Here is a 17,424-nt window from a genome sequence, read left to right as displayed (position 1 = left end):
GGAGTATAGTTCCTCAAGCCAGGGGATACTCCCCTTCAGGACACATTTGGCCGGAATAGGGCCTTGCCCTTGGCAGAGAGGGCTTTTTGCCAGTCGGTAAGGGAGAAGATGCCCCCGATGAGGGCTTCCAAACCCTTGAGCTCCGGGAGAAGACCCACCGCCTGGGCGAACTCCTCGGGACTATAGGTGTAGCTTCCCACCAGGCCCACCTCCTTGAACCAGAAGGGGGAGAGGTCGGCCCAGTCCAGGCCTGGGGCTCCCAGGAGGAGCACCCGGCCTCCTTCCTGGGCCAGGGTGAGGGCCTGGCGGAAACCAAGCCCGCTTCCCGAGGCCTCTATGACCGCCTCGTACCCGCCCCGGTATCCCTCAAAGAGGAGGTAGCGGTAGCGCCGGGCCCGCTCCAATAGGGCCTCCTTGGCGCTCCCGTAGATCCCGTCTGCCCCGAAGGCCAAAGCCCGCTCCGCCTGGTGGGGGTACTTGGCCACCCCATACACCTTGCCGGCAAACCCCAGGGCCCGAAGGGCTTTGAGGGCCAGGAGCCCCAGGGTACCCATACCTAGGACCAGGATCTCCTGGGGCCACGGCCTCAGCTTCTTAAGACCCCGCACCACCACCGCCAGGGGCTCGGCCAAAACGCCCCGCTCCTCGGGGACGCCCCCAGGGATGGGATAAAGCCTCTCGGGCCGGGCCAACACCCACTCCCCCCACCCCCCCGGCAGGTCCCGGTTGTAGCCCAGCATCCCGGGGGCCAAGGGCCCTTCGGCCACGTTCCGGCACAGCCCCTCCTCACCCCGCTGGCATGCTGGGCAGGGGGGAAGCCCGCGGTCGGCGCAGGCGAGGAGGGGGTTCACCGCCACCAGGCTTCCCTCCACCTCCCCCAGGATCTCGTGGCCCAGGACGGCGGGGAAGGAGAAGAAGGGGCTGATGGAGGGGGGGCTTTTCCCGTAGAGGAGGGCCAGGTCCGAGCCGCAGACCCCGCTTAGCCGCACCTTGACCTTCAGGAAGCCTGGCCGTTCGGGAAGGGGCACCTGGGCGAGGCGGAGGGGCAGAAGACCCTTGGGAAAACGCTTGCCCAAGACTCGCGCGGCAAAGAACCTGGGAAGGGAGGGGGTGTAGAGGAGGGCCTTCATGACATGGGTACGGTGCGGATGAGCTTACCCTCTATCCGCTCCATGATCTCTTCCAGGCTCCGCCCGGTGATGGTGAGGCCGTGGTTTTTTAGGCCTACCACCGCCCGGGTGGGATCGGGGGCCTCCCGTACCTTCTCCGCCACCGCCTGGGCCAGTTCGTAGGTGCCGCAGGGGTAGTTGAAGGGGGTGGCGGGAACCCCCTCCATCCAGGCGTGCACGTGCAGGATGGCCCCTACCCCGGGGTGCTCCCGGTAGATCATCCAGTGCTCTATGGCGTCCACGCTCACCCGCCTAGGCTCCACGTGGGGAGGCACGGAGAGGAGGATGGCGTTTTGCTGGGGATCGTAGTCCTTCACCAGAAGGATGTCGCGGCCGATCTCCCTTAGGTTAGCCTTGTCCACCCCACTTGCCGACATCCAGAAGCGGCGCTCGTCCTTGCGCACGGAGAGGTTGCCGTAGGAAAGGCCACCGATGCCGTAGAGGCGCTTCACGTGGCGAAGGTCCTCGGGGGGAAGGATCTCCTCAATGGGGAAGGGGGCGGGAAGGAGGTCCCACTCCTTAAGCTTCTTCCCCGCCCGGTACATGCTTTCCGTGAGCTCGTCCCCTTGCCAAAGCTCGGGCTCGAGGTCCGGGTGGAAGATGTTGTGGATCACCAGGCGGCTACAGGCGATGGGCCTAAGGCGTGCGGCCACCCGCTCAAAAAACCCTTCCCCGTTGGGCTCGTCGTAGTGCCCCAGCTCCAGGGTGAGGAACTTGACCCCTTGGCTGGGCACGTGGGCCAGAAGCACGTTGGAAAGGGCCCGGACCAGGTAGGGGTAGAGGGCCTGGAGGGGGTTTTCGGGAAAGGCGGGAAGCTCCATAACCGAGGCCACGAAGGTGGCCTGGGCCCTTCGCCGGTAGGGTTTGGGGTTTTCCGGGGTGATGGCGTTCAGCACCAAATTGGGGGCCTCGGATTCGGGGTTGTAGCGGAACCCCTGGGCTTCTAGGGCTTGGCCTAAGCCTTTCAAGAAGCGCTGGATATTGGGAGAAGGCTCGCCGTGGATCAGGTACTCCCACATGCTTCCTCCTTGTTCTGGTCCATAGCCTACCCGATACTGGGCGTATGGCGGAAGCCTTGTGGGGGAAAGGGGTCCTGTGGCCGGGGATCAGGGTGGGGCATTTCACCGATCTCGAGGCCCTCACCGGTTGCACCGTGGTCCTGGTGGAGGAGGGCTGGGTGGGGGCGGTGGACGTGCGGGGGGCGGCTCCCGGCACCCGGGAAACGGACTTGCTCTTGCCGGAAAACACCGTGGAAAAGGTGCACGCCGTTCTCCTCACCGGGGGAAGCGCCTTTGGCCTGAGGGCGGCGGATGGGGTCATGCGCTACCTGGCGGAAAGAAAAAGGGGCTTTCCCACCCCAGGAGGTGCGGTACCCATCGTGCCTGCTGCCGTGCTCTATGACCTGGGCCGCGGAGGGGTGCACCGACCGCCGGGGGAGGAGGCGGGGTACCAGGCGGCCTTGGCCGCGGGGGAGGAGGTGGAGGAAGGGGGCGTGGGAGCGGGCACGGGGGCGGTGGCGGGAGGGGTAAAGGGCGGGGTGGGCCTGGCGGGGTACCTCCTGGAAGAAGGCCACCGGGTCCTGGCCCTGGTGGCGGCGAACAGCCTGGGCCGCCCCTTTGACCCCAGGACGGGGAGGCTTTACGGAGAGGACTTCCTGGCGGAAGGGGAGAGGGCTTTGGTTCCGGATCGCTCCCGCTACCGGGGAAGCCCGGAGGACTACCGCTACCCCTTCCTCCTGGGCCAGCACACCACCTTGGCGGTGGTGGCCACGGATGCCCCCCTCAGCAAGGCCCAGGCCAAAAGGCTTGCCATCATGGCCCAGGATGGGATGGCCCGGGCCATCCGCCCGGCCCACACCCCCCTGGATGGGGACCTGGTCTTCGCCCTGGCCCAGGGGGAGGGCAAAGGGGTAGAGCCCTACCTCCTTTTGCGCCTGGGGGCCTACGCCGCCGATGCCGTAACCCGGGCCATCCTCCGGGCGGTGCTCCTGGCGAAAGGCGCCCCAGGGATTCCCGCCTACCGGGACCTCATGGGCTGACTACCGCCCAGGGAAGGGGGCGAGTTCCACCTCCACCCCGAAGATCTCCCCACCCCGGCGCACGGTGAGGCGGACCCGTTCCCCCACCCCATAGCGGCGTACCTCCCGCAGGAGGTCTTCAAAGCTATTCACGGGCACCCCGTTGACCTCGAGGATCACATCCGGCACCCCTCCCGCTTCCAGGCCCCTTAGCCCTGCCCGGTGGGCGGCCCCGCCCGGCACCACCTCGCCCACCAGCACCCCACCCGGGGGCAGGCCCAGCTCCCGGGCCAGCTGTGGGGTTAAGCCCCTGGGACCCCTCAGGCCCAGATAGGGCCAGTAGCTCCGTTTGCCCCCTTCCATCTCCGCCAGGGCCTGGCTCCGGTTAAGAAGCGGGGTGAAGAAGCTCCGGAAGCCCTCCTCCGTCTGGCCTATGGCCACCGCCACCCCCAGTACTTTCCCCTCCAGGTCCAGCACGGGTCCACCCGAATCCCCTGGGGAGAGGGGCAGGCTGGTTTCCACCAGGCCTGAGGGCAGGAAGGGAGAGGGGTCCACGGAGGTTTGGGTGATGCGCCCGTAGCGGGGGGCGATGAACTGGCCCCGGCCGTTGCCGATGTGCAGGACGGCCTCTCCCACCTGGGGGCGCCTTTGGGTTTCCAGGGGAAGAAGGGCGAGGGCTTGGGCCTCCGTGGCCAGGACCGCCAGGTCCATGGGCTCGGCGAAGCCCAGAAGGGTGGCCGTGGCCCGCCTGCGGTTGGAAAGCACCAGGGTGTAGGGCCCCCCCTCCGCCACCACGTGGTAGGCGGTGAGGACAAAGCCCTCCCGGTAGAAGAACCCCGTGCCCCGGCTTCCCTCGGGGCCATCTATGCGCAAGACGGCGGGATGGGCCTTGGTGTAAACCTCCTGCAGGCGTTCAGGAGGCGCCTGGACCAGTTCCCAAGCCGCCTCCTCTGACCTACCCCAAAGCGGTACGGGCTGGCTCCACAGGGCGTAGAGGGCCCCCGCCAAGGGAAGAAGGAGGAAAATCCCCCAGGCTTTCCTCATGCCTTTATTTTCCCGGGATTTGGAGGGGATAAGGGTGTTTTCCCCCACCATGGGCTTCAGTGCCAAAGAAGGAGGAATCCCAGGAGGAGAAAGCCAACCCCGGGCCAGGGATAGGGTTTTCTCAGGAGGAGGTGAAGGAGGACCACGCCCGTGAGGGCCAGGAGAGGGTGAGGGAGAGGCTTCCAGAAAAAGGCCAGGTAGAGGAGGCCCATGAGGGCATTCAGGTCGTAGAGGCCCAGGAGGATGCGCACAGGCAGGTTCACCTCTCTCCGCAGAAGAAGGTAAAGACCAACCAAAAAGGCTAGCCCCACCAAGAACCACCCCAGAAACCGGTGCAGGGCCGGTATCCCAAGGAGAGCCGTGGGGAGGCCTTGGAGGGTATAGCCCAAAGCCGTGGCCAGGACCACCAGGAGGCCAAAGCCCATCTGCGTCCAGCCGATGATCCGGGCCTCCACCGGTGGTCTTGTGAGGGCCAAACTGCCATATAGGGCCAGGAGGAGGAGGGCAAGGGTGGTGGGAGCGGGCAGAAGCCCCTGTCCTTGAAGAAGAAGGGCGAGGAGGGAGGAGGCCCAAAGGGCCAGGTGGGCAGGGTGAAGCTTGGGGTTTCTTCCCCGGGCCCTGAGCACCTGGGTGCGGGCGTAGTAGAGGGCGGCCACGTCCCTCAGGGCCAAGGCCAGAAAGCTTCCCAAAGCGATCTCCAGCCCCAAGCCCCCCGCCAGCACCCCCGCTGGGGCCAAGGAGGCCATGGCTAAGGCGGCGGCCATCTCAGGGAAAAGATCGCGGGAGCGGTTTGAGGCGTCCGCCCAAAGCATGTAGGCCCCTAAGGGCAGGGCTAGTAAAAGGGGAAGAAGGAAAGGGCCTTGGGCGGTCCAGGTGGCCAGGAGAAGGCCCAGAAGGGCCAGGATCGAATAGGCCCCGCCCACCTTCAAAGCCAGCTGGGTACGGGGGTAGCGCTTTCCCTTTCTAAGGTCCTGGTAGACCAGCTTCAAGGGGTGCCGGGCCAGGAAGCCGAAGAGGCCCAGGAGGGCAAGCCCCAGGGTGTGGGGTCCGGGGGAGAGCAACAGGCCCAGGAGGATGGGTTCCAGGGTGAACCCCCAACCCCCATGCTCCGTGGGGAGGGCTACGGTTTTAAGAGGGACACCGGTCGCACGCATACCGTTCTCCAAAGGGGGGTCCGAGGAACCTTTAGCGCCAGAGCACCTCCAGCATGAGGAGGACGAAAAGGCTTCCCGCCAAAAGCGAGAGGATGGCGAAAAGCCCCCATATCTGGGTCCCAAGCCCCAGGCCCCAAGCTAAGGCCATCCCCAGAAGTCCGAGGTTGGCCAGGAGCACCTGGAAAAGGGCCAGTCCTGGCCTGCGGAAGACCACCCCCCGGAACCGGGGCAGGGCGTGGTAGGCCACCCCGTAGATCATAAGGCTCACGAAGCCCAGCAGTTGCATGTGGGCGTGGGTGGGCCGCCAGGAATAGGGAAGGAGGCCTAAACCTAGGAGTAAGCCCACCAGGCTGGCGACCAAGAACCAGAGGAGGGCCGCGGTGAGGGCGAGCCGGCTCGCCGGAATCATGGCCTGGGGGTGATGATGCCAAGCACCAAGAAGGCTCCCTCTCCGGCCTTGGCCCCGTGGGCTTCCCTAGGCTCCGCGGCCAGGAGGGTGCCGGGGGTAGCGGGGATGCTCCGTTCCCCAGCCCACAGGATGCCCTCCCCCTCGAGGCAAAAGAGGTGCACCCTTGGCTCCCCCTTGCCCCGTACCTCCTGCCCTTTTTGCAAGCTGAAGAGAACCAGGCGGACCTCCGGGTGGTCGGCCAGAAGCTCCACCCCAGGGACCTCGCCGTAGCGGGCCTTCCTCTGAAGGTTCATCCTTCCCACCCTAAAAAGGCCAGGAGGTCCTTCAGCACCTCCTCTGGGTTTTTCCCTGCTTGGCGGGCGGCTTCTTCCAGGGAATCGGCCCCACCGCAGCAGGTATCTATACCCATCTCATTGAGTAGGCTCACCGCTTCCGGATGGCGTTGGAGCACCTCGTTTACTGTGGTCTTTAAGTTGAGTTCCACCATACCCCCCTAAGCTTGGCACCCAGGGGGTTTTACCGCCATGACCTGGGTCAAACGGTCCTGGGGGTTTCGGGTAGAAGGTCCTTTAGGGTTAAGCCTGCGAGGGTTTTGCGGATCTCCTGGTTCATGCGCACCAGGCTTGGCTTTAGGTAGCAGAACCCTCGCCTCTCCTCTGTGGGGCAGCGCTTTAGGGTGGCGCAAAGGTCTAGGGCCACAGGGCCGGAGAGGCTTTCTATCACCTTAAGCAGGGTGATCCCCTCCGGGGGCTCTTTTAGCCATACCCCTCCCCCTCGGCCCATGCGGCTTTCCACCAGGCTCGCTTTAGCCAGTTTGGAAAGGACTTTGGCCAGAAAAGCTGGCGGTATCTTTAGTTTTTGGGCGATTTCTTGCGCAGGAAGGCCGGGTTCCTCCACCAGGAGCAAAAGGGCGTGGATGGCGTATGACTCCTCGCGTTTGAGTAGGGTGCGTAACCGCATACCCTCATGGTAAAGGGGGGTTAAGGCCTTGGGAGTCCCAGATGGTGAAGTGTCCTGCTCTCCAGGGCGAAGCCGGTTGGGTTCCCCTGGCCAGGGAAAGGGGCAGGGCCTCGAGGCCAAAGAGGCTTGAAGAGGGAGGATCCCTGGGGACATTTGCCCTTGACCTAGGTCATGGAAACCCGGACCAGGATACCCGAGTTTATGAGTTGGAGGTGAAAGGAGGTTGAGGTATGGAGATCGGCTGGATAGAGACCACCATCGGGGCCCTTTTCGCCACCGTGGTCCTTACCCTATGGCTTTCACGGGGATCCGGGTGGCTCGAGCCCCGCTTCTGGCGCAATGCGGCCGTGGTGAGCTCCCTGATCATGACCGGGATTCTGCTTTACCTGACCATTGATTCCCTGAACCAAATCCGGGAGGGTTCGGCCCGGGTGCCGGCCTACACCGTGATTAACAAGGCCGTTGGGCTCAAGCGGGATTACGAGAAGCGGCGGGACATCCCGGTCATCGGGGAGGAGGTGGGGTTTTTCGGCAAGCTGTGGAGCGAGAAGGAAGCGTACGCCCTGGTCAACAAGGGTAAGATGACCCTGCAAAGCCGTAACTGCATGGACTGCCACACCCTCTTAGGCAACGGGGCCTATTTCGCTCCCGACCTCACCCGGGCATGGTTGGACCCCAAGTGGGAGACCATGGTCAAGAGCATGACCGGAAAGGCCACCAAGGAGGAGGCCATGGCGGAATGGCTTAAGCATCCGGATCGCTATCCCACCTTTGTCCGCCGTATGCCCAACCTAGGCTTGACGGATGAGGAGGCCATGGCCTTGGTGGCTTTCTTGAAGTGGATGTCGGCCATAGACACCAACGGTTTCCCGGATCGCTTCGCCGGGGTGCAGTAGGAGGTACCTCATGACCCAGGCTTTACCGCAAGGGAAACTCTACGAGTCCCAGAAGCTGGCCCTCTGGTACTTCTGGGTGGCCTTGGCCCTTTTTGGGGCCCAGGTCCTTTTCGGTTTGCTGGCGGCCTGGCAGTACCTGGATCCCAATTTTCTTTACGGCAAGCTTAACTTCATCACCAACCGGATGCTCCACATCAATGCCATGATCGTCTGGCTACTCCTGGGCTTCATGGGCGGAGTGTACTGGTTTTTGCCCCTGGAGCTGGGGCGGGAGGTGGTGGGCATCCGCTTGGCCAGATTTGCCTTCTTCACCCTGATCGCTGCGGTGGGCATCGTGGTCCTGGTCTACCTTTTGGTCCAGTACGGACCGGGGAACGCCTTTACCCTATGGTTCATCACCGAGGGCCGGGAGTACATAGAGGCTCCCCGCTGGGCGGATTTCGGCATCGTGGCGGTGATGGCCATCTTCCTTTACAACGTGGTGGCCACGGCGCTTAAGGCCCAGCGCATCACCGGGGTGGTGGCGGTATTGATGTTCGACCTGGTAGCCCTGGCCGGGCTCTATACGGCGGGCATGCACTACACCCCCAATATCTCCATGGACCAGTACTTCTGGTGGTGGGTGGTGCACCTTTGGGTGGAGGCCACCTGGGAGGTGCTGGTGGGCTCCATCATGGCCATGGCCCTCATGCACCTTTTGGGAACTCCTAGACGCATTGTGGAGACCTGGCTTTATCTAGAGGTGGCCTTGGTCTTCGGCACCGGGATCCTGGGCCTTGGGCACCACTACTTCTGGATCGGCACCCCGGAGTACTGGCTGGGCTTGGGAGGATTCTTTAGCGCCCTCGAGCCTATTCCTCTGGTGGCCATGGTGGTGCATGCGGTTTACGACGCTGGGATGCACCGCATGCAGACCGTGAACCAACCTGCCCTTTTCTGGGCCATTGCCCAGGCCTTTGGCAACTTCATCGGCGCCGGGGTTTGGGGGTTCATGCAGACCCTGCCCCAGATCAACCTCTACTCCCATGGTACCCAGCTGGCTCCAGCCCATGGCCACCTGGCCTTCTTCGGGGCCTACGTTACCGCCATCCTCACGGTGATCTACATGGCGCTCCACCAGGTGCGTCGCCCCGAGCTTCCCCGTTTTGACTCCAAGCTGTGGAAGTGGGCGTTTGTCCTTATGGTGGTGGGCATCTTTGGGATGTCTGCGGCCATGACCATCGCCGGCTTTACTCAAACCATGGTGGAACGGGCCATCGGGGGCAGTACCTGGCAGGCTTATATAGACGCCCAGCAGCACCCCTGGTTCCAAAACGGCATGGTCTGGCGCTTTGTCTTTGGGGTCTTCTTTCTGGTGAGCTACCTGGTTCTTCTGTGGGATCTGGTTACCATTGGGAAAGGGGAGGCCCGGACGGCCAAGGAGGTGGGGGCCCATGACTAGCGAGGCGGTGCGGGACCTGATGCTCTATGGCATGCTCATGGTTTCCGCTGCGGGTTTCTACGCCATGTTCTACGCCCTGGGGCGGATGCTGGGGAGGCCTTCCATCGTCACCTTTTCCTATCTCTTCGCCGCCTTGCAGACCCTGGGGGCTTTGGGCATGATTCTGCCACCTTACCTGGACGCATTCTGGAAGTATCTGATCGCCTTTAGCTCCGCGGTTTACCTTTTCATCCCTCAGGGGATGTGGTGGGTGGTGACCACCTTCCACGAGAAGGAGCACGCCCACTAGGTTTTCCGTCCTTCTGCCGGGCCCATCGATGGGTCCGGCTTGGGCTACCGGTAAGCAGATTTTTGTAGGGACTTCCGTCATAGGACATCTGTACTACTCGGACATCGGTATCCTAGTTACTGGAGGTGAAAGCCATGAGGAGGTTAGCCTTATTGGGCGTTTTGGTTTTGAGTGCCTTGGCCTTGGCCCAGGCCCCTGGTCCCCTGAGCCCGGGGGAGAAGGAGGAGGCGGCCAAGATCTACTTTGACCGGTGCGCAGGTTGCCACGGGGTGTTGCGCAAGGGAGCCACGGGTCCGGCCTTGGACCCGAAGAAGATGGCAGAGAAGGGTCTGGAGTACCTGAAGGCGGTGATCTTTGGCGGCCTTCCTGGGGGGATGCCCGACTGGGGGCGGCAGGGGATCTTGAGCCAACAGGAAACCGAACTTGTTGCCCGGTTTCTTCTAGAGGAACCACCTGCGCCGCCCATCCCCACCTACGAGGAGATAAGGAAGACCTGGAAGGTGCACGTGCCACTGGAAAAGCGGCCCGCCAAGCCGCTCCATGACCGCAACTGGCAGAACTTCTTCGGCCAGGTGCTCCGGGATACCGGTCAGGTAGCCATCATCGATGGGGATAAGAAGGAACTGGTTACCATCGTGCCCACGGGCTTTGCCACCCACATCCTCCGCTCTTCGGCCACGGGCCGGTACTTCATGGCCATCGGCCGGGACGGCAAGGCCAGCCTCATCGACCTCTGGATGAACCCACCCCAGGTGGTGGCCGAGTCTAAGCCTTGTTTGGATGCTCGTTCCATCGAGTCCAGCAAGTTTAAGGGCTACGAGGACAAGTATGCGGTGGTGGGATGCTACTGGCCGCCGACCATGGTGATCCTGGATGGTCTGACCCTGGAGCCCATCAAGATGGTCTCCACCATCTCCTACACCAAGGGGGCAGGGGAGCTGGTCATGGAGGCCCGGGTGGCGGCCATCGTGGCTAGCCACTTTAACCCCGAGTGGATTGTAAACCTCAAGGAGTCGGGCCAGACCTGGCTGGTGGACTACTCCGAGCTGGATAAAAAGGGCCGGCCCTTGCCCATCACCATGATTGATACAGATCTCTTCCTCCACGACGGGGGTTGGGCCCTGAAGCGGTACTTCATCGTGGCGGCCAACGCCCTGAACAAGCTCATCGTTATCGATACCAAGACCCGGGAGTTTGCCGCCGAGGTGGAGGCGGGGGTCAGGCCCCACCCGGGCCGGGGTTCCAACTGGGAGCATCCCACCTTCGGGCCGGTCTGGGCCACGGGCAACATCGGTAGCCCCGAGGTGACCGTGGTGGGCGTAGACCCGGAAAAGCATCCCCAGTACGCCTGGAAGGTGGTCAAGCGGATCAGCTTGCCCTACACCGGCACCCTCTTCATCAAGACCCACCCCAATAGCCCTTGGGTCATCGTGGATTTCCCCATGAGCCCAAGTCCTCAGGCGGCGGCGAGCCTCTGCGCCATCGACAAGCGCAAGCTGGAGGTGGCCAGGTGCTGGGAGGTGCCGGGTGCCCAGGAGCTGAAGGCCCGCATGGTGCATCCTGAGTTCAACAAGGGCGGCACCGAGATCTGGGTTTCCGCCTGGGGTTCTAAGGACACCCCCACCTTCATCGTGGTCTACGACGCCATGACCCTGAAGGAGAAGGCCCGGATCACCGGGGACTGGGTGCGCACCCCCACTGGCAAGTTCAACGTGTACAACACCGCTTACGACATTTACTGAACCCTTGGGCCTAAAAAGGGGGAAGGGTTAAGGCCTTCCCCCTTGGCCCACAGGTTCCGCATACCCGCTCTTGCGACGGCCAAAAACAGCTATCCCGCCCTCGTTGCTTGACCCCGGTCATGGTTTGGGTGCCCTAGCCACCGGTTACCCTGTTTGTATGGAACGCCCCGAGTTTGCCCAGTACCCCTATTTGGTTGCCTGGGAGGTGACCAACGCCTGCCTCCTGGCCTGCCGCCACTGCCGGGCCTCAGCCATGCCTCACCCCCTGCCCGGGGAGCTTTCCACGGAGGAGGGCTTGAGGCTCATAGAGGAGGTGGCCACCTACCGCCCCAAGCCCCTCTTGCTCCTTACCGGGGGGGACCCCTTGGCTCGCTCCGACCTCCTTTTCCTTATCCAAAGAGCCCGGGAGCTGGGCCTTAAGGTGGGCCTCACCCCGGCGGCCACTCCCCTCCTTACCCGGGAGAAGGTCTTCCAGCTGAAGGAGGCGGGGGTGACCCGGCTCGCCCTTTCCCTGGACGGGGCAAGCCCCCAAAGCCACGATGCCTTCCGGGGGGAGGATGGCACCTTTGCCCGGACCCTGGCGGCCTTGGAATGGGCCAAGGAGGCAGGGCTTCCTACCCAGGTGAACACCACCGTGACCCGGGAGAACTGGCCGGAGATCCAGGCTCTGCCCGATCTCCTGGCGGAGAAAGGGGTGGTCCTTTGGAGCCTTTTCTTCCTGGTGCCCGTGGGACGCGGACTTCTTTTAAAGCAGCTTTCCGCCCGGGAGTTTGAAGAGGTGCTCCACTGGCTTTACGGGGTCTCCCGGATCTATCCCTTCCACGTGAAAACCACCGAGGCCCACCACTTCCGCCGGGTGGTGCTACAGAGGCGTAGGGAGGAAGGGGGGCAGGACCGGGCCCTGGCGGCGGGAGAGAGCCTCCACCGGGAGTACTTCCAAGACGGTATGGAGCACTCCCGGCTTGGGGTTACGGACGGCAATGGCTTTGTCTTCGTATCCGCCACCGGGGATGTAGCCCCTTCAGGGTTTTTGCCGGTGTATGCCGGCAGCATCCGGGATAGATCTCTTTTGGAAATATATCGTCATAGCCCCCTCTTTCGGGAACTCCGTAACAAAGACCTCCTCAAGGGGAAGTGTGGGGTTTGCGAGTACCGCTTTGTGTGCGGGGGGAGTCGGGCTAGGGCCTGGGCGGAAACCGGGGATTATCTGGCCAGCGAGCCCCGGTGCGCCTATGTGCCCCCGGCTTGGCTGGAGAAGGTGGGCAGGGTTCCTAGAGCGGGCACTTAGGCGGGGGCGTGGTCTGGGCAGGCAAGGCGAAGGTCCAAAGGCTTTAGGTCCAGGCGGAGGAGGGAGCAGAAAAAGCCCTTTTCTCGCCGTAGATAGCGGCAGGTAAGGCAAAGGCCGGTCTCGGGCACCGTTCCTTGGCGCACCAGCGTTGCCAAAAGCTCCATGAGCCCGGAAAGGACCTCCTCTTGATGGGGTATTTGGGCCAGGGCATGGCGGAGGGGGGCGGCGTAGGTTTTTAGAGCGTGGGCCAGTTTAACCCCTTCCACCGTGGGCTTTAAGACCCAGCGCCGGCCATCCCGCTCGTCCTTGGCCCGGGACAGAAGGCCCTTGCGCTCCAGGCTGGTGAGGGCCTCGCTCACCGTGGCTGGGGTGAGGGCCAGGAGTTCGGCCAGGGCCACCACCCCATAAGGCCTCTCGGAAAGGTGCAGGAGAAGCTGGGCTTGCAAAGCCGTAAGGCCCAGGTGGTAGGCCTGCCGGGTGAGGAGGGCCCGCTCCACCTGGGCCAGGCGTTCTAAGAGGGCCAGGAGCTTTTCCTCCCGGTCTTGGCCTTGCGGGGTGCCCACCCTTTCATCTTAGGGCCGGAAGGCGCTAAAGACGAAGTCGGTGTTGGCTGCCCCCTGGTGGCAGGCGTGGCAGGAGGCGGGGTCGATGCTCATGGGCTTCTTGTCGGGGCCAAAGGCATAGTACCCCCAGCCTCCCGTGGCCCTATACCGGTCCGGGTCCTTGACCATCACCCCGATGAGCTTCCTTGGGCCTTCCAGGAGAGCGCTTCCTTCCTCCTTGGCCTCGAGGAGGTCAAAGACGATGACCGTGCCCTTAGGGAAGGGATTCTTCTTGCCCTCCAGATAGGTCTTGAGCCCGGTTGGGTCCACGTAGATGTGGTGAAGGCCGCCGAAGCTTTCGTAGAGGGGATGGCCGGGTTTGAGCTCCATGCTCTTCACGTGGGTCCAAAGGCGGAAGCCCTCCGGGTAGGGGAAGCTGGCCTGAGCCTGGCCCCCACTGGACGGGTACTGGGCCAGAACCAAGAGGCCTAGGGCCATAAGGCCGAGAAACACCGCTCGTTTCAAGCGCATACGCTACCTCCTTAGTACTCCTAAATAATAACCCGAGGCCTAAGCCCTGTCAAGGGGGACGGGAAGACCGGCTCAAGGCTCCTGCTCTAGGATTTCCAGCAGGGCCCTGGCGTTGTTGTAATGCTCCTCTCTGGCGGCGAAGAGAAGGGTTACCGTTTTTCCCTGGCTTAAGGCCTTGAGGCGCTCCTAGGCGGGGTTGCCCTCTAGCTCTTTTCGGTAGCGGCGAAGGAACTCGGGATACTTCCCGGGGTCGTGGGCGAAGAAGCGGCGGAGGGCCTCTGAGGGGGCAAGTTCTTTGGCCCACCAGTCCACCTGGGCCTTCTCCTTACTGAGCCCTCGAGGCCAGAGGCGGTCCACCAACACCCGCACCCCGTCCTCTGGGGAAGCTGGCTCGTAGACCCGCTTTACCTTTAGAGCCATTCTGCCTCCGGAAGGACGCACTCCGGGCACTGGGCTCCCACAAAGCGCACCCAGTCCAGGATCTCCCCCACGCCTTCCACGGGCCCTAGATGGTAGACTTCCAAGAAGGGATCGGTCACCAACACCCCCTTTTCCGGGATAGCCTGGACCAGGCTTCCCTCCTGGTCCAGAAGGAGGGGTAGGGGGCTTTCCCAGGCGTCTTGGGGAAGAAGGAAGAAGGCTTGGGCCTCGAGGGTAGCGAGCTCGGCCTGCCTGTGGGCCAGGGCCTGGGCCATCCCCGGGTCGCGTAGGAGAACCAGTATCCTTCCCTTAAGGTCCGGCAGGTACACCCTTTGCCCTCCTAGGGTGTGAAGGGTATAGGGGGGAAGGGGTTTTCGCAAAGCTACCATGGCTTATTCTTGTTCGTTTCGCCCTCCACAAGTGTGAGTTTGTTCCGGGAAGGCATCGGGGGCAGGATCCCAAAGCCCTTTGACCCGGGTCATGGACGGGCCAGGGGCCGGGGAGCAGGCTAGGTCTGGAGGTGGTTATGCCCCACGTGATCTGTGAGCCCTGCGTCGGTGTAAAGGACCGGTCCTGCCAGGAGGTCTGCCCCGTGGAGTGCATTTACGACGCCGGGGAGCAGCTTTACATCCATCCTGACGAGTGCATCGACTGCGGGGCCTGTGTGCCCGCTTGCCCGGTGAACGCCATCTACCCCGAGGAGGACGTGCCCGAGCAGTGGAGGGAGTATATAGAAAAGAATCGGAGTTGGGCCAAAACCCTGCCTAACGTACACGTGTTGGAGTAACGCTAGAGCTCTCTGGGTTCGGGGTTAGGGTGGAGAGCTTGGGTTGAGCAACCCCTTGGGGTTCGGATCCAGGTGGTTTCGCCGGGTCCAGGGCAGAGGTTACGAAAAGCGCATGCCCCGCAGGATGGGGCGCAGGGAAGGGGTTGCACATAGCCTTTTCGCTCTAGCTGTTGAAGCAGGAGAAGGGTTGCCTCGAGGCTGAGCCCCAGCGCCCCAGCCAGTTCCCGGGGAGTCGTGGGGGAGGCGAGGAGGTGGAGGGCTCTTACCATCATGGCAGTAACCTGCTGGTGAGGAAGGCCAACCCATAGGCCACGGAAAGCTGGTACACCACGGCGGCCAGGGCTACTTTTCCGCCAACCACCTGTCGGAGCGCGGCCAAGGTGGCCACGCAAGGGGTGTAGAGGAGGACAAAGACCAGATACGCCAAGGCCCCAGAAGGGGAAACTGCCTCCTTGAGGGCTGCCTGAAGAGGAGTGGGCTCGGGGGCGAGGTCTAGGTTTAAGGGGAGGAAGAGCGCCCCCAAGCTTTGGAACGTGCCGGTTAGGGTGGAAAGGAGGGCTCCCAGAAGCTCTCTTACCCCCGCAACCAACCCTAGAGGGCTGAGGCCTTCCGTTCCCAGGAAGCTGACCCCTAGGGTTCCCACCACCACTTCCTTGGCGATGAACCCGGGGATCAGGGCTCCTACCAGCCGCCAGTCCTCGAGGCCCAAGGGATGAAACAGGGGAGTCAGGGCCTTGGCCAAGAAGGCATAGGGGCTTCCCCCCAAGAACGGCAGGTGGAGAAGGGCCCAAACAACCAAGACCGCCATCAGGATAGGTCCTCCTGCTCCTTGCAGAAAGCTCTGGGTCCGGGCCCAGGCCAGGCGCAGGAGAAGCCGCCAAGGAGGGAAGCGGTAAGGGGGAAGCTCCATGGCGCCTTCCCCTCGTTCGGCTCGCAGTACCTTACCCAGAAGCAGGGCGGTGAACAAGCCCGTAAGCAACCCCAGGAGGTAAAGCCCTAGGACCACCAGGGGCGCTTGTTGGGGAAAGAAGACGAAGGCGAAAAGGGTGAAGACGGGAAGCCGAGCCCCGCAGGCCATGAAGGGGATGGCCAAGGCGGTTCTGAGGCGGTCCAGGGGATGGGTGAGGGTACGGGTGGCGTAGACGGCGGGAACATTGCAGCCAAAGCCCAGTACCAGAGGGATGAAGGCCTTGCCCGGAAGTCCCGCCCACTGCATGGCCCGGTCGGCCACAAAGGCCATACGGGCCAGGAAGCCGGAGAGCTCCAAGAAGGCCAAGGCCAGGTAGAGGAGGAAGAGCAGGGGAGCAAAGGCCAAGACCGTGCCCACTCCGGCCACCAATCCTTCCGCCAAGAAGGATCGAAACAGAGAGGGGAGGGGAAGGGCTACCGCCCATCCTGCGAGGACCTCCTGGACTTTGCCGATCAGGTTCACCCATGGGGTGGAGAGGGTAAAGGTGAAGCGGAAGGTAGCGAAGAGGGCCAGGAGGAAAAGGGGTAGGCCTAAAAGGGGGTGGAGGACCAGGCGGTCCAGCCTCTCGGTGAGGGGTGCCTTGGTTTCCACCCGATGGGCAACACGGCGGTAAATCTCCCGCGCCGTGGCGTAACGGGCCTCGAGGGCCAGGAGATAGGGGTCATGGCCGGCATTCTCCAGGTGCTTTCGCTCCTCCTTGAGGGCCTGTAGCGCCTCCCGGGATAGGGGAAGGCCCTCCTCCCCCATAAGGGCCAGCAGGGCCAGGGCCCGGTTGGGAATCCACGGGCCCAAGCGGTGGATGGCTTCCTCCAGAGCCTCGGGATACCGCACCTTGGGGCTGGGAATACGCGCCTCCTTCGCCTTGGGCAAAACGCCCGCCACTTGGCCCCGGCTGGCAACGGTGCCGGCCACGGGCAGGCCCAGGACCTCCTCCAGGGCCTCGAGGTTGATCCGTAGCCCTTTGGCCTCCGCCTCGTCCAGGAGGTTGACCACCAGGGCCATAGGGAGGCCCAGCTCCATGAGCTCCAGGGTGAGGACCAGGCTCCTTTCCAGGTTGCCCGCATCCAAAACGTTGAGGACCAGGTCGGGGGGGTTCTGGAGGAGTTCCCGCACCACCAGGGCTTCTTCCGGGGAGGTGGCCAGAAGGCTGTAGGTGCCGGGTAGGTCCACCAGCTCCACCCGCGTGGCTTCCAGGTCCAACTGGGCAGAAAGGCGTTCGAGGGTGGTCCCCGCCCAGTTGCCCACCGAGAGCTGGCTTCCCGCCAGGGCGTTGATGAGGGAGGATTTTCCGGTGTTGGGCCCACCCACCAAGGCCCAGCGTTCATGGGTGGATGGAGTCTTTAGGGTGACGCTATCGGGTGGGTTGCACCGGGGGCATTCCATGGGGTTCGTTGGAGAGTAGGGTTTCCACGAGGATGTCCTTGGCCTCTGCCCGACGCAAAAGCAAATAGGTTTCCCCAGCCCGGACCTCGAGGGGATCCCCCAAAGGAGCCTGGAGGAGAATCTCTACCACAGCCCCTGGCCTTAACCCCAAGGCGAGGAGCCGCTTTTGTCCCGGTGGAACCTTAAGGATGCGGGCCCGGTGGCCAGGGGAAAGCTGGGCTAGGGAAAGCATAACCGACCTCCTGGGCCCAGGCTAAACCGAAACCTCGTTAATGTCAAGTATTCCGCTCGGATTTTGTAAGTTAAAAGCGATAACTACTTCCTTCGTTTGCTACCTTAAAGCTCCACCCCAGCCATTTGCAGCAGGACATGGCTGCGGATG

The 17,424-nt window shown here is 63.3% G+C and carries 21 protein-coding genes; 7 read left to right on the top strand and 14 right to left on the bottom strand.

The features are described from left to right. Positions 1-35: 35 nt before the first annotated feature. Positions 36-1,130: a zinc-dependent alcohol dehydrogenase gene (locus tag DK874_RS09080; RefSeq protein WP_114313708.1), complete on the bottom strand. Its 1,095-nt coding sequence runs from the start codon at positions 1,128-1,130 to the stop codon at positions 36-38. Beyond that, the gene (locus DK874_RS09075; RefSeq protein WP_114313707.1) at positions 1,127-2,188 is read right to left on the bottom strand and encodes a class II aldolase/adducin family protein; all 1,062 of its coding nucleotides are present in this window, start codon (positions 2,186-2,188) and stop codon (positions 1,127-1,129) included. Before DK874_RS09075 ends, DK874_RS09080 begins: the two co-directional genes overlap by 4 nt. A 44-nt stretch (positions 2,189-2,232) precedes the next feature. Between DK874_RS09075 and DK874_RS09070 the strand changes: the two genes are divergently transcribed. Beyond that, positions 2,233-3,207, top strand: coding sequence for a P1 family peptidase (locus tag DK874_RS09070; protein ID WP_114313706.1), 975 nt, complete (start codon positions 2,233-2,235; stop codon positions 3,205-3,207). On the opposite strand, the gene DK874_RS09065 is transcribed toward DK874_RS09070, so the two are convergent. The 6 genes from DK874_RS09065 to DK874_RS09040 are packed head-to-tail and all read right to left on the bottom strand — an operon-like array spanning position 3,208 to position 6,753. Then, on the bottom strand, positions 3,208-4,230 hold the full coding sequence (locus tag DK874_RS09065; RefSeq protein ID WP_114313748.1) for a S1C family serine protease: 1,023 nt from the start codon (positions 4,228-4,230) through the stop codon (positions 3,208-3,210). A 56-nt stretch (positions 4,231-4,286) separates the two neighbouring features. Then, a complete protein-coding gene (locus tag DK874_RS09060; RefSeq protein ID WP_114313705.1) occupies positions 4,287-5,384 on the bottom strand; it encodes a YwiC-like family protein in 1,098 nt (365 codons plus the stop codon). Positions 5,385-5,415: 31 nt separating this feature from the next. After that, positions 5,416-5,793 (bottom strand): hypothetical protein, encoded by a 378-nt coding sequence (locus tag DK874_RS09055; RefSeq protein WP_114313704.1) that lies wholly within the window; start codon positions 5,791-5,793, stop codon positions 5,416-5,418. Beyond that, positions 5,790-6,086 (bottom strand): cupin domain-containing protein, encoded by a 297-nt coding sequence (locus DK874_RS09050; RefSeq protein WP_114313703.1) that lies wholly within the window; start codon positions 6,084-6,086, stop codon positions 5,790-5,792. The genes DK874_RS09055 and DK874_RS09050 overlap by 4 nt, the downstream gene beginning before the upstream one ends. Beyond that, positions 6,083-6,280, bottom strand: coding sequence for a DUF542 domain-containing protein (locus DK874_RS09045; protein WP_205387577.1), 198 nt, complete (start codon positions 6,278-6,280; stop codon positions 6,083-6,085). Before DK874_RS09045 ends, DK874_RS09050 begins: the two co-directional genes overlap by 4 nt. A gap of 47 nt (positions 6,281-6,327) precedes the next feature. Next, positions 6,328-6,753 (bottom strand): RrF2 family transcriptional regulator, encoded by a 426-nt coding sequence (locus DK874_RS09040; RefSeq protein ID WP_114313702.1) that lies wholly within the window; start codon positions 6,751-6,753, stop codon positions 6,328-6,330. 230 nt (positions 6,754-6,983) lie between these two features. Between DK874_RS09040 and DK874_RS09035 the strand changes: the two genes are divergently transcribed. The 5 genes from DK874_RS09035 to DK874_RS09015 all read left to right on the top strand — a co-directional run bounded on the left by DK874_RS09035 (position 6,984) and on the right by DK874_RS09015 (position 12,409). Further along, a complete protein-coding gene (locus tag DK874_RS09035) occupies positions 6,984-7,649 on the top strand; it encodes a c-type cytochrome (RefSeq protein WP_114313701.1) in 666 nt (221 codons plus the stop codon). Between the two features lie 10 nt (positions 7,650-7,659). Continuing rightward, positions 7,660-9,090: a cbb3-type cytochrome c oxidase subunit I gene (locus DK874_RS09030; RefSeq protein WP_114313700.1), complete on the top strand. Its 1,431-nt coding sequence runs from the start codon at positions 7,660-7,662 to the stop codon at positions 9,088-9,090. Then, positions 9,083-9,379: a hypothetical protein gene (locus DK874_RS09025; protein ID WP_114313699.1), complete on the top strand. Its 297-nt coding sequence runs from the start codon at positions 9,083-9,085 to the stop codon at positions 9,377-9,379. The genes DK874_RS09030 and DK874_RS09025 overlap by 8 nt, the downstream gene beginning before the upstream one ends. Positions 9,380-9,513: 134 nt before the next feature. Beyond that, a complete protein-coding gene (locus DK874_RS09020) occupies positions 9,514-11,121 on the top strand; it encodes a nitrite reductase (RefSeq protein ID WP_114313698.1) in 1,608 nt (535 codons plus the stop codon). 157 nt (positions 11,122-11,278) lie between these two features. Beyond that, positions 11,279-12,409, top strand: a complete 1,131-nt coding sequence (locus DK874_RS09015) for a TIGR04053 family radical SAM/SPASM domain-containing protein (RefSeq protein ID WP_114313697.1) — start codon at positions 11,279-11,281, stop codon at positions 12,407-12,409. Here DK874_RS09015 and DK874_RS09010 read toward each other — a convergent pair. From DK874_RS09010 to DK874_RS08995, 4 genes are all read right to left on the bottom strand, one after another. Further along, entirely contained in the window at positions 12,406-12,972 is a 567-nt protein-coding gene (locus DK874_RS09010) for a MarR family winged helix-turn-helix transcriptional regulator (RefSeq protein WP_114313696.1), read from the bottom strand. The two genes, DK874_RS09015 and DK874_RS09010, sit on opposite strands and share 4 nt — an antisense overlap. 9 nt (positions 12,973-12,981) lie before the next feature. Beyond that, positions 12,982-13,482 (bottom strand): cytochrome P460 family protein, encoded by a 501-nt coding sequence (locus DK874_RS09005; RefSeq protein ID WP_114313695.1) that lies wholly within the window; start codon positions 13,480-13,482, stop codon positions 12,982-12,984. A 186-nt stretch (positions 13,483-13,668) separates the two neighbouring features. Beyond that, on the bottom strand, positions 13,669-13,902 hold the full coding sequence (locus tag DK874_RS09000; protein WP_205387576.1) for a DUF488 domain-containing protein: 234 nt from the start codon (positions 13,900-13,902) through the stop codon (positions 13,669-13,671). Beyond that, positions 13,893-14,291: a hypothetical protein gene (locus DK874_RS08995; RefSeq protein ID WP_114313694.1), complete on the bottom strand. Its 399-nt coding sequence runs from the start codon at positions 14,289-14,291 to the stop codon at positions 13,893-13,895. Before DK874_RS08995 ends, DK874_RS09000 begins: the two co-directional genes overlap by 10 nt. A 137-nt stretch (positions 14,292-14,428) precedes the next feature. Between DK874_RS08995 and DK874_RS08990 the strand changes: the two genes are divergently transcribed. Beyond that, a complete protein-coding gene (locus tag DK874_RS08990) occupies positions 14,429-14,689 on the top strand; it encodes a ferredoxin family protein (protein WP_114313693.1) in 261 nt (86 codons plus the stop codon). A gap of 268 nt (positions 14,690-14,957) precedes the next feature. Here DK874_RS08990 and feoB read toward each other — a convergent pair whose 3' ends face one another. Continuing rightward, positions 14,958-17,042, bottom strand: a complete 2,085-nt coding sequence (feoB, locus tag DK874_RS08985) for a ferrous iron transport protein B (protein WP_114313692.1) — start codon at positions 17,040-17,042, stop codon at positions 14,958-14,960. Further along, complete coding sequence (locus DK874_RS08980) at positions 17,011-17,274, bottom strand: FeoA family protein (RefSeq protein ID WP_114313691.1); 264 nt, start codon at positions 17,272-17,274, stop codon at positions 17,011-17,013. Before DK874_RS08980 ends, feoB begins: the two co-directional genes overlap by 32 nt. Between the last annotated feature and the right edge of the window lie 150 nt (positions 17,275-17,424).

This window comes from Thermus caldifontis (genome assembly GCF_003336745.1).
Taxonomy (GTDB): domain Bacteria; phylum Deinococcota; class Deinococci; order Deinococcales; family Thermaceae; genus Thermus; species Thermus caldifontis.
Note: the sequence above shows the minus strand (reverse complement) of the source record. Positions and strands in the feature narration are given on the sequence as shown.